This window comes from Uruburuella testudinis (assembly GCF_022870865.1).
Taxonomy (GTDB): Bacteria; Pseudomonadota; Gammaproteobacteria; order Burkholderiales; family Neisseriaceae; genus Neisseria; species Neisseria testudinis.
Genome location: NZ_CP091508.1, coordinates 1,498,252 through 1,509,888 on the forward strand (window position 1 = coordinate 1,498,252; position 11,637 = coordinate 1,509,888).

Annotated in this window: 9 protein-coding genes; 3 read left to right on the forward strand and 6 right to left on the reverse strand. The window is 55.3% G+C overall.

What is annotated here, in order from left to right:
• Window positions 1-264: 264 nt before the first annotated feature.
• From cysI to LVJ83_RS06950, 3 genes are all read right to left on the reverse strand, one after another.
• Window positions 265-2,040, reverse strand: coding sequence for an assimilatory sulfite reductase (NADPH) hemoprotein subunit (gene cysI / locus LVJ83_RS06940; protein ID WP_244783799.1), 1,776 nt, complete (start codon window positions 2,038-2,040; stop codon window positions 265-267).
• A gap of 191 nt (window positions 2,041-2,231) precedes the next feature.
• Window positions 2,232-4,025, reverse strand: coding sequence for an assimilatory sulfite reductase (NADPH) flavoprotein subunit (locus LVJ83_RS06945; protein WP_244783800.1), 1,794 nt, complete (start codon window positions 4,023-4,025; stop codon window positions 2,232-2,234).
• A 535-nt stretch (window positions 4,026-4,560) separates the two neighbouring features.
• Window positions 4,561-5,472 (reverse strand): LysR family transcriptional regulator, encoded by a 912-nt coding sequence (locus LVJ83_RS06950; RefSeq protein ID WP_244783801.1) that lies wholly within the window; start codon window positions 5,470-5,472, stop codon window positions 4,561-4,563.
• Between the two features lie 99 nt (window positions 5,473-5,571).
• Between LVJ83_RS06950 and LVJ83_RS13580 the strand changes: the two genes are divergently transcribed.
• The gene (locus LVJ83_RS13580; protein WP_280515208.1) at window positions 5,572-6,123 is read left to right on the forward strand and encodes a DapH/DapD/GlmU-related protein; all 552 of its coding nucleotides are present in this window, start codon (window positions 5,572-5,574) and stop codon (window positions 6,121-6,123) included.
• Between the two features lie 86 nt (window positions 6,124-6,209).
• Window positions 6,210-7,994, forward strand: coding sequence for a Na/Pi cotransporter family protein (locus LVJ83_RS06960; protein ID WP_244783802.1), 1,785 nt, complete (start codon window positions 6,210-6,212; stop codon window positions 7,992-7,994).
• 223 nt (window positions 7,995-8,217) lie between these two features.
• Here the strand turns inward: LVJ83_RS06960 and glyA are convergent, their stop codons facing one another.
• The 3 genes from glyA to LVJ83_RS06975 all read right to left on the reverse strand — a co-directional run bounded on the left by glyA (window position 8,218) and on the right by LVJ83_RS06975 (window position 10,935).
• On the reverse strand, window positions 8,218-9,468 hold the full coding sequence (gene glyA / locus LVJ83_RS06965) for a serine hydroxymethyltransferase (RefSeq protein WP_244783803.1): 1,251 nt from the start codon (window positions 9,466-9,468) through the stop codon (window positions 8,218-8,220).
• 172 nt (window positions 9,469-9,640) lie between these two features.
• Window positions 9,641-9,991 (reverse strand): hypothetical protein, encoded by a 351-nt coding sequence (locus LVJ83_RS06970; RefSeq protein WP_244783804.1) that lies wholly within the window; start codon window positions 9,989-9,991, stop codon window positions 9,641-9,643.
• Window positions 9,992-10,185: 194 nt separating this feature from the next.
• Window positions 10,186-10,935 (reverse strand): nitroreductase family protein, encoded by a 750-nt coding sequence (locus LVJ83_RS06975; RefSeq protein WP_244783805.1) that lies wholly within the window; start codon window positions 10,933-10,935, stop codon window positions 10,186-10,188.
• A gap of 416 nt (window positions 10,936-11,351) precedes the next feature.
• On the opposite strand from LVJ83_RS06975, the gene LVJ83_RS06980 reads away from it, so the two are divergent.
• On the forward strand, window positions 11,352-11,576 hold the full coding sequence (locus tag LVJ83_RS06980; protein WP_244783806.1) for an HP1242/YdcH family protein: 225 nt from the start codon (window positions 11,352-11,354) through the stop codon (window positions 11,574-11,576).
• Window positions 11,577-11,637: the final 61 nt, after the last annotated feature.

Genomic DNA, 11,637 nt, shown 5'->3' on the forward strand with positions numbered 1-11,637 from the left:
CCCAAAAAAGGGCATCCTGACTCTCTCCCGCAAAGGCGGGGGAATGGTGCAGCTGAATATTCAAGTTTATGATATTCAAGCGCATGATGTTGATATTCATGCACAAAAATAATCTGACGGTGGCTTGCCCGATCGGCTTGTTTTTATGAATGGGCATTATTTGAATTTTATGATAAAGGCCGTCTGAACAATCGATTTCAGACGGCCTTATCTATATTAAGCCCTAAACAAGGGTGTTTCTAACGGTATCTTGTCTGTTCAAAATCAGGCTTCTGCCAGCCAAAAATCCCTCGGTGCATCGAGCACGGGTTTCACAATGCCGGTGCGCACGGCAAAATCACCGAAGCCTTCGCCGGCGGTGCGGTGTTGCGCCCAGTCGGCAAACCAGTTGTCGAAAATCTGCAAAATTTCGTCTTCGGTGATGTTTTCTTGAAACAGGCGCGGAATGCGGGTGCCTTCGCGGTTGCCGCCGGCGTAGAGGTTGTAGCGGCCGACGGCTTTGCCGACCAGGCCGATTTCGGCCAGCATGGCGCGGCCGCAGCCGTTGGGGCAGCCGGTGATGCGCAATACGGTGTGCTCTTGCGACAAGCCGTGTCGGGCAAACAAGGCATCGATTTTGTCGGCAAACTGCGGCAGAAAACGTTCGGCTTCGGCCATCGCCAGCGGGCAGGTGGGCAGCGACACGCAGGCCATTGAATTTTCGCGCTGCGGGGTAACGGCATCGCTGATCAGGCCGTGGGCGCGGGCGATTTGCTCGATTTCATCTTTTTGTGCGGGCGGCACGTTGGCGACAATCAGGTTTTGGTTGGCGGTGAGGCGGAAGTCGCCCTGATGCACTTTGGCGATTTCGCGCATGCCGGTTTTCAGGGCGCGGTCGGGATAGTCGAGCAGGCGGCCGTTTTCGATAAAGAGGGTAAGGTGCCAGTTGCCGTCTTCGCCCTGCACCCAGCCGATGCGGTCGCCGCGAGTGGTGAATTGATACGGGCGGATGGGGCCGAATGCGGCATCCATGCGTTTTTCCACTTCTTCGATAAACACTTGCGTGCCCACGCGCTCGAGGGTGTAGCGGGTTTTGGCGGCTTTGCGGTCGCTGCGGTTGCCCCAGTCGCGCTGCACCGAAACCACGGCGGCGGCGCAGTCGAGCACTTTATCCAGCCCGATAAAGCCGAATTCGCGGGCGGTGTTGGGGTAGGTGGCGTGGTTGCCGTGCTCCATCGAAAGGCCGCCGCCCACCAAGACGTTGAAGCCGGCGAGTTTGCCGTTTTCTTCGATGGCGACAAAGTTCAAATCGTTGGCGTGCAAATCGACATCGTTGTGCGGGGGAATCACCACGGTGGTTTTGAATTTGCGCGGCAGATAGTTTTTGCCGAGCACAGGTTCGGTGCTGTCGCCGCTTTTCACGCTTTCTTTCAGCGGTGTGGCTTCGGCGAATTGTTCGGTGGAATGCAGTTTTTCGCCGTCGAGCCAGATTTCGGCGTAGGCCAGCGTTTTCGGCAGCAGGTGTTCGCTGATTTTTTTGGCCCACTCGTAGGCTTCGCGGTGCAGCGATGATTCTACGGGATTGCTGGTGCACAATACGTTGCGGTTGACATCGCCGGCGGTGGCGATGGAATCCAGTCCCAATTCGTTGAGCCATTGGTGCATCGGTTTGATGTGGTCTTTGAGCACGCCGTGAAATTGGAAGGTTTGGCGGTTGGTGAGGCGGATGGAGCCGTAAAGCGTTTGCTCGGTGGCGAATTGGTCGATGCCGAGCCATTGTTTGGGCTGGATGATGCCGCCGGGCAGACGGCAGCGCAGCATCACGTTTTTCAGCGGCTCCAGCTTTTGTTCTACGCGTTCGGCGCGGATGTCGCGGTCGTCTTGCTCATACATGCCGTGAAAGCGGATAAGTTGGAAATTGTCGCCGCGAAAACCGCCGGAAAGGCCGTCTGAAAGATCATCGCTGATGCTGCCTTCGAGATAATGGCTGTCGCCTTTGAGGCGTTCGTTGTCGGCAAGCGGCGCATCGGGCAGCTTGGCGCGCGGGTCGGTGGTGGTCATGGGCGTTCCTTGGGTGAATACGTTTTAATATGGCATTACTTTAAACAGGCCGTCTGAAAAAGGGAAAGAATGCTTGGTTATCTTTAAATACGATTGGGTTATATGCGTTCAGACGGCCTCTGTATCTTTTTTATGCCGGATGCCGAATAGGTTTTAAAGGCCGTCTGAAGCTTTTTCAGACGGCCAAACCATCAATACACATCGCGCTGGTAGCGTTTGTCTTCGCGCATTTCGTTAAGATAATCTTCGGCATCGTCGCGGCTTAAATTGCCTTTGTCGGCAATGATGTCGAGCAAGGTGTTTTCGACATCTCGGGCCATGCGGGTGCCGTCGCCGCACACATAGATATGCGCGCCTTGTTGCAGCCATGCCCATACTTCGGCAGCGGCGGCAGCGAGTTTGTGCTGCACATACACTTTTTCTGCACCTTGGCGGCTCCAGGCCAAATCGGCGCGGGTGAGCAGGCCGTCTTTGCGGTACTGCAGCCATTCGGCCTGATAGAGAAAATCATCGGTGAATTTCTGATTGCCGAACACGAGCCAGTTTTTGCCGTTGTCGCCGTTGGCCTCGCGCTGCTGCATAAAGGCGCGGAAAGGGGCGATGCCGGTGCCGGCGCCAATCATGATGATGGGTGTGTCGCCGTTGGCAGGCAGGCGGAATTGCGGATTGGGCTCGACAAACACGCGCACTTCGCCGCCTTCTTCCAAGGCGCCGCCGATATAGCCGGAAGCCGCGCCGGTGTAGCGGTTGCCGTGGTGTTCGAACTGCACCACGCCCACGGTGAGATGCACTTCTTCGCCGGCTTCGTCTTGCGCCGAGGCAATCGAATACAGGCGCGGGGTTTGCGGGCGGAAGAGGCCGAACAGGGTTTGTGCATCCAAGGGGTGCGGATATTCGGCAAACACGCCCACCGGCGGCGTGGCGGCCAGATACACATCCAGCGCTTCATGGTTTTCTACGGTGGCCTGCAAATCGGCGTTGCCGCTCAAGGCCGCGTATTGCTGCACCAGCGCGGGCGTGTTTTGGGTGATGTCGGCATGGTGGGCGAGCGCTTCACGGACGGCGGTTTCGCGGCCGTCTGCAAGTTTGACGGTTTCGTTGCCGTTTAATTGGTGCAGGGCGAGAATTTCGTCTACCAGCGCGACGGCATTAACCGGCCAGATGCCGAGTGCGTCACCGGTTTGATAGCGGATGCCGGAGCCGGCCAAGTCGATTTCGATGTGTTCGACATCTTTTTCGGCATGGCGTGCGGTGATTTTCTGGCGCACCGACAGGCTGGCGGCAAACGGTTTTTCTTTGCTGTAAAGCTGGGCTGCGGGGGCGGCGGCAGGGGGGGGCGTGGTGAGGCCGTCTGAAACGGGGACGCTGCTTTGGGCGCACAGTTTGCCGACCACCGCGGCGGCGCTGTCGATCCAGGTATTGGCGGCGGCTTGGAAATCCAAGTCGCAAATGCCCAAATCGTGTAAACGGGTGGCGCCGAGTTTGGCCAATTGTGCATCAAAATCTTTGCCTGCCTGACAAAAATCGGGATAGCTGGAATCGCCCAAACCCAGCACGGCAAAGCTCAGTTTGCCCAAATCGGGCGCTTTTTTGCCGAACAGGAATTTATGCAGCGGCAAGGCTTCTTCGGGCGGCTCGCCTTCGCCTTGGGTGGAAGTGACCAGCAACACGATATCTTCTTCGGGCAGCGTTTTACTTTTGAAATCTGCCGCCGCCACCAGCCGCGCGTTGATGCCGGCGCCCTCCAGTTTGACCAGTAAATCTGAAGCCACGCGGCGGGCGTTGCCGGTTTGCGATGCGGATAATATGGTAACGCGGCGGGCAGGTGCGGCGGCTGTTGCCGCAGCGGGCAGGGTGTCGGCCAAGCCCGTTGCTGCGCTGCCGCTCTGGCTTTGTGCCCAACAATAGCCCGACAGCCAGGCAAGCTGGGTGGGGGAAAGTACGGCGAGTGAGGCGGCGATTTCGGGCGGCAGCGGTTGGGTCATGGCGGTTCCTTGTTTGGATAGATACGGCGCGTGCAGGCGCTATGGTGAAATGAATCAAAAAGTGCTACGGCCTTGCTGCGTAGGATTTTGTCATGGCTGTATTGCCTGCGGCTTGCCGCCTGGTATCCACTTTTTTCATTCCACTATATTGTGATTGGTTTGCTGCTACTTTAAACAGGCCGTCTGAAAAAAGGAAAGAATGCTTGGTTATCATCAAATGCAATTTTGTTATATGCAAACAGGCCGTCTGAAATATATTGCTTTCAGACGGCCTGTTTGCATATCGATTGATAAAATCACCGGTTGGCCGGTTTGCTTTCGGCGGATGGGTGTGCCTTAAAAAATTTTCCAAAAACAATCAGCTGATACCCATTCACGAAAGTAAGCTAACAAGGCGGCGAGCCGAAGACAGGACACCCTAGCACGGCAAGGCGAGCCAACGCTGTTAGCTTACTTTCGTGAATGGGTATGAGTTGCCGGAGCCCTTTGGTTGCCCCCTATAAAAGGCTTCAGGCGGGCTGCGGTCAGATTATTTTTATGAATGGGTTTGAAAACGTTTGCCGATGATTTCTACCAATAAATCAAACACCACTTTTACCCGTGTCGGCGTGATGACCCGTTGCGGGCGGTAAAGGTATACCGGCCAGTGGATTTTGGGAATCTCGGCGAAGATTTCCACCAGGCTGCCGTTGGCAAGATGAGGGTCGGCCATCCAGTCGAGCTGGTGGGAGAATGCGCGCCCGGCCAGGGCTGCCTGCAAGGCGGTGTCGATATCGCTGGCGATAAAAACAGGTTTGGCCGGTGTGAATTGCAGGTTGTCGTTGATAAACCAGGTCCAGATGCGGCCGGTATTGTTGTCGAGCACGCCGGTGAGCGGGAAGTTTTTTTGCAGGTCGGTGAGGCTTTTCGGGTGGCCGGTTTGCGCCAACAGCGCGGGGGCAACTACGATTTTTTCGCTGGTTTCGCCGACTTTGCGGGCAATCAGGCGGCTGTCGGCAAGCTGGCCGATGCGCACGCCGATGTCGATTTGTGCTTCTACCACGTTCAGGCGCACGGTGTCTGAGCGCCAGTCGAGAATCAGGCTGGGATAGGGGGTGAGTGATTGCAGCAGCTCGGCCAGAATGCCGCCGCTATCGGGCATGTCGGGCGCGGTGATGCGCACCAGGCCGGCCATTTCATCGGTGTGGCGGCGTTTGGCGGGGGTAAACAGGCGCTCGCTTTCTTCTAATAATTGCTGGGCTTGCGGCAAGAATTGCCCGCCGAAATCAGTGAGCTTGATTTGACGGGTGTTGCGCTGGAACAGCGGTTCGCCCAAGTGGTCTTCCAGATCGGCGATGATGCGGGTAATCACCGGCGGCGATACGGCCAGGCGGTTGGCGGTTTCTTTGAATTGCAGGGTTTCGGCGGTGATGCAGAATACTTTCAGCGCTTCGAGTTTATTGAGCATGGTTTCTTTTGGGGAAATTATTAAATTGTGATTAATAAATTTACATGAAATTATTTTTATTTTAGCATAAGTTTTTTAATGTATAGCGAGTGTTGTGATATGAATCATGCTTTTCCGATTAATGAGCTTATTCCCGCCGGCAGCCCTGTGTATGATGAGATTCACCGCATTGTGGATGAAAATACGCCGCATATTGCCAAGCTGGGCAGCGGCCCGCGCAGCGCGGCGGAAATTTGTGCGCTGCTGTCGCAAATCACGCAAACGCCTGTTGATGAAAGTTTGCGGGTGAATCTGCCGCTTTACAGCGATTTCGGCCGCCATTTGCGTATCGGCAAAAATGTGTTTATCAATACCTGCGTGGTGTTGGTAGATTTGGGCGGCATTACGTTGGAAGACAATGTGCTGCTCGGGCCGTGTGCCAATATCATTACGGTCAACCACCCCGCTGATCCGGCACAGCGGCGGGGGCTGATTTTAAAACCGGTGGTTATCCGCAAAAACGCCTGGATTGGGGCGGGTGCCACGATTTTGCCGGGGGTAACGGTGGGGGAAAATGCCATTGTGGCCGCCGGTGCGGTGGTGAGTAAAGATGTGCCGCCCAATACGGTTGTGGGCGGTGTGCCGGCCAAAATCATCAAATCTGCGCTTTGATTTCAGGCTTTCAGACGGCCATTTGCTTTATGCCGCCGGATAAAGCCGTTAGAATAAACGCTTTATTTCTGTCGGGGTAACCAAGCTTGAAAAACAACATCAGGCTGCTCTTGGCCGGCCTGCTGCTGGCCGCGCTGGCTTACAGCTTTTGGTATAGCGCGCCGTGGTTGCAGCTGTGTTACGGCCTGGCCTTATTTTTATTCGGCATGCAGTGCATTGAAGAGGGGTTGCACAATGCCGCCGGCGGCACGCTTGAGCGCATGATGGCCAAAAGCACCGCCACGCCGGCAAAAGGCCTGCTGTTTGGGATGGGGGCGACGTTTATACTGCAATCGAGCACTTTGGTGTCGTTGCTGACCATTGCGTTTTTGAGCACCGGCCTCATCAGTTTGGCCGGTGGTATTGCGGTTATTTTGGGCACCAATCTGGGCGCAACCAGCGGCATTTGGCTGCTGGCCGCTGCGGGGCAGAGCATCAGCCTGAGCCCGGCGGCGGTGCCGATGCTGGTGTTTGGCATTCTGGCCGGTTTTTTTAAAGGCAGAGCCAAACCGGTGGGGCGGGTGTTGGTGGGCATTGCGCTGATTTTTATCGGTATTGATGCGATTAAAGACGGCTTTCAAACCGTGGGCAGCCAAGTGGATTTGGCTGCGATACAGGTGAGCGGCATTGCCGAAGTGGCCATTTTCAGCGGCATCGGCCTGTTGCTGACGATTGTGCTGCAATCTTCACATGCCACGCTGATTCTGACTTTGGCCGCCTTGGCCGGCGGGCAGATCAGCTTGGCGCAGGGCTTTGCCATTGCCATCGGCTCTAATGTCGGCTCCAGCATTTCTACGGCTTTTGTGGGCATGCTCGGCAGCGAACGCAGCGGCCGCCGCCTGGCGCTGGCACATTTGCTGTTTAATGTGGTTACGGCGGCGTTGTCGCTGCTGATGTGGCTGCCGCTTACGCGGCTGGTGGTTTGGTTGGCGGCCGGAGTCGGTTTGAATCCTCTATTGCAATTGGCGCTGTTTCACACGTTGTTTAACCTGTTGGGTTTGGCGGTGTTTTGGCGGCTGCAAGGCATGTTGGCAGCGCTGCTGCAACGGTGGCTGCCCGATAAAGCCGGCGAAGACAAGCTGTTGCCGGGCAGCAGCCGGCAAGTGCGTGCCCGCTATTTAAGCGGCAACGTGCTGCGTTCGGGCGATACGGCCATACGCGCGGTGTTTCAGGAAATCCGCCATTTGAGCGCGCTGAGTTTGGAGGCCATCTGCCATGTGTTGTTTATTCCTGCCGAGCGGCTTTATCAGCATGATGAAGCGCAAAATCCCGAGCTGCCTTTGCCCGCAGCGCCGTTGGAATTGGATGCCCAACAGATTTACGAGCGCCAAATCAAACCTTTATACAGCGAGCTGCTCGACTTTATCAGCAAAATGGATATTGACGGCGCACAACAGCAGCAACAGCTTGCCGCCGCGCATATGGCGGTATCGCAGCTGATGGAGATTGTGAAAGACAGCAAACACCTGCAAAAAAATATGCAGCTTTACTTGCAACAGCCCGAATCATCGCTCTACCGTGATTATTTGCGCTTGCGCAGGCATTTGTTTAAAACCTTGTGTCTGTTCCGCCGCATTGCTGCCATGCCCGCAAAAAGTGCCGAATGGATGGATGAACTGGGCAAGCTGGAACACCACATCGGCACGCTGGAAACCTTTCGCGGCCGGGTAATGGTAAAACTGCGCAGCGGCGAAATCGACGGCTGGCAGACATCATCGCTGATGAACGACAGCAATTACGCCCGCCGGATCGGCTTGGGCGTGACCGAGGTTTTGCATATTGCTGCTTTGGAGCTGCCCAAAGGGGCGCGGGTGTTGCCGGAGGACATGTGATATTTATGCACAAAAATCACTTAACAGCGTTGATTCGCCTGAGCTGGAAGAAGCACCAAGCCAACCAACTCCATACGTGTATACTGTTTTCGGCTCGCCGCTTTGTCAGCTGACTTTTGTGCATGAGTCTGATGCAGTGCACCGGCAACAATAATGGATTCTGTAAAAAATAAAGGCCGTCTGAAACTTTGTTTCAGACGGCCTTGATGATTACGGGCGGTGTTTATGCGCCGTAAACCGGGTTTTTGGCACACAGGGCGGTGGCGGCTTCTGCAACGCGCGCCAGTGTGGCTTCATCTTGCGGGTTTTCCAGCACATCGGCAACCAGATTGGCCAGCGCGCGGGCATCGGCTTCGTTGAAACCGCGGGTGGTCATGGCGGCGGTGCCGATGCGGATGCCGGAGGTAACAAACGGTTTTTCCGGGTCGTTGGGGATAGCGTTTTTGTTGACGGTGATGTGCGCTTTGCCCAAAGCTTCTTCAGCAGCTTTACCGGTGATGTTTTTGCTGCGCAAGTCAACCAAAAATACATGGCTCTCGGTGCGGCCGGAAATGATGCGCAGGCCGCGTTTTACCAGCTCTTCGGCCATGGCGGCGGCATTGGTTTTCACCTGCTTGGCGTAGTCTTTGAATTCAGGTTGCAGCGCTTCTTTGAAAGCCACCGCTTTGGCCGCAATCACGTGCATCAGCGGGCCGCCTTGCAGGCTGGGGAAGATGGCGGAATTGAGGGCTTTTTCGTGAGTGTTGTCGCGACACAAAATCACGCCGCCGCGCGGGCCGCGCAGGGTTTTGTGGGTGGTGGTGGTGGTAAAGTCGGCAAACGGCACCGGATTGGGGTATTCGCCGCCCGCCACCAAGCCGGCGTAGTGCGCCATATCGACAAACAGATACGCGCCTACTTTATCGGCGATTTCGCGGAATTTCGCCCAGTCGATTTGCAGGGCATAGGCAGAGGCGCCGGCTACAATCATTTTCGGTTTGTGTTCCAAGGCCAGGCGTTCTACTTCGGCGTAATCCAGCACTTCGTTTTCATCGAGGCCATAGGTAACGGCGTTGTAGAGCTTGCCGGAAATATTGACCGATGCGCCGTGGGTGAGGTGGCCGCCGTGGGCGAGGCTCATGCCGAGAATGGTGTCGCCCGGTTTCAACACGCTGGCGTATACGGCTTGGTTGGCTTGTGAGCCGGAGTGGGGCTGTACGTTGGCGTATTCGGCGCCGAAGAGTTTTTTCACGCGGTCGATGGCCAGCTGCTCGGCGACATCAACGTGTTCGCAGCCGCCGTAGTAGCGTTTGCCCGGATAACCTTCGGCGTATTTGTTGGTCAGCTGGCTGCCTTGGGCTTCCATAACGGCGCAGCTGACGTAGTTTTCAGAAGCAATCAGCTCAACGTGGTCTTGCTGGCGCTCGACTTCGGCGGCAATGGCTGCGGCCAGCTCGGGGTCGTAGTTTTCGATGGTAACGCTTTTTGAGAACATGCTCGGGTTCCTTTGAACAGGTGGTGTGACAGGGCAGGTTTCAGACGGCCTGTATAACACCGCAGGCCGTCTGAATCGGTTAAGCAGGGTGGTATTGTAACTGAATTCTACGCGCTGCGCGTATGAAAAAGGCTGGGCTTTATTGTTAACAAAATTCATTCACGCGGCAGGGTTATTTGAATAGGTCGTCTTGTTGCAGATGATGGTCGATGGCGGCAATCAGTTTTTCCAAATCATATTCGGCTTGCGCCGAGCGCAGGCTGTCTGCCACGCCGGCGAGCGCCATGGCATCGAGTTTTTTACGGGCGATGGCTTGCGCTTCTTCACGGAAACGCAGCAGTTTGTCGGGCTGTGCGGGCGCTTCGGGGGCTGCCAGTGCATAAAGCGGTTCGCTGTTGAGGCTGAAGCCGATATCGGCGCGCTTGGGGCGCCATTCGGGATCGTTGGTTTGCAGCCAGTGGTTGCGCCCTTCCAGTTTGACAAACTGCCCGTTGATGCCGCTGATGTGGTGGAATTTTTTCATGGTATCAGGCTCCTGGGGCATTCCGGTCATTCATACAGTGAAATGAATAAATGAAGTGCTGCGGCGTTGGCTGTCTACTGCTTGCTGCTTTGTATTACTTCTTTCTTCATTCCGCTATCATCATCTTTTTAAGGCGGCAGATGCATTTTCAGGGGCAAAATACACCTGTCAATCGAATGGGCAGAATGCCTGCTTCAGCTTTTTGAGCCGGTGCGGGTCAGCCAGCCCATTTCTTGCAACAGCGGGATATTTTTCGGCGCGTAGGTGTTGCTGTAATAGCGGGCGAATTTTTCGCGGTAGGGCAGTTTTTCACGGGCTTCGCCGAAGGCGGTCATGGTTTGTTCGTATTGTGCCAGGCCGTCTGAAAGGGTGGTGTCATCGGGATAGCGGTTTTCGCTGTAGACGGTGTGTTCGGGCAGACGCGGTTTGAGCGCCATTTCGATATCGGGTGTGCCGATGCAGAGGCCGACAATCGGAAAGGTGTTGGCCGGCAGTGCCAATAATTCGACCAGCTGCGGTGCGATGGTGCGGATGCCGCCGGTAAAACAGGTGGCATAGCCCAGGCTTTCGGCGGCGACAACGGCGTTTTGGGCGGCCAGCGCGGTGTCGGTTACGGCGGTAATCAGGCTGTCGGGCTCACCGGCAGCGGTAAAGCTGCCGCCGGCGGCAAGGCTGGCGAGGCCGGCGCGGTGCAGGTCGGCAATAAAAATCAGATAGGTGCTGCATGTGCCGATTTGCGGGTTGCCCGGTTGCATTGCGGTGATTTGTGCGCGCAATTCGGGGTTGCTGATGTTGATGATGCTGTAGTGTTGGCCGTTCATCCATGAAGGTGCCCGGCGGGCGCAGTCGATAATGGTTTGCAGGTCGGCGGCGGGCAGTGTCAGCCCGCTTTTGAAATGGCGGTAGGTGCGGTGGTTTTGTAGGGTTTCGACGGTGTGGTTCATGGCAAGGCTCCTATTTGGCGGATGCTTGGATTGTATGCGCCTGCGGTGCAGACGTCTAGCTTTTGCGGGCTTTTGTGCTGTGTCAAAAAAGCATTCGGGCCGTCTGAATAAGGCTGGCTAAAATGCATGGCTTTGTTATAATGAAACTACAGTAACATCCATTTAAAAAAATAATCCGACTGCTTTCGGTTCGCTGCTTTATTTGGCCGGATTTGCTTTTTGAATAGGCATAAGAATAGATTTGGCCGACCGGTTACAGGCCGGCATCAGGGTTTGCCGATGTTGATTGACGGGTGTGTTTTTCTTGAAAACGCATGTGTTTTTGGGGAAACCGCCCGATAAACAATGTTAAGCAAGCGCTCGCGAAACAATCGCCAGATTGTGTGGTATTTTTATTAATCAAAGAGGATAAAACAATGTTTCCTGAATATCGTGAACTGATTGCAAAACTGAGACAAGAAGACAACCATTTCGCCCGTTTGTTTGACGAGCATAATGAGCTGGACGATAAAATCACCGGCCTGACCAACAGCCCCGTAACCGGCGGTTTGGATGAAATTGAGGAATTGAAAAAACAAAAATTATTTTTAAAAGATCAGTTGTATGTGATTTTGCAAAAGGCCGCAGCTGAAGGCAAATAAACGCAGCAGCAACGATAAAGCAGGCCGTCTGAAAGTTTTCAGACGGCCTGCTTTATTTTGC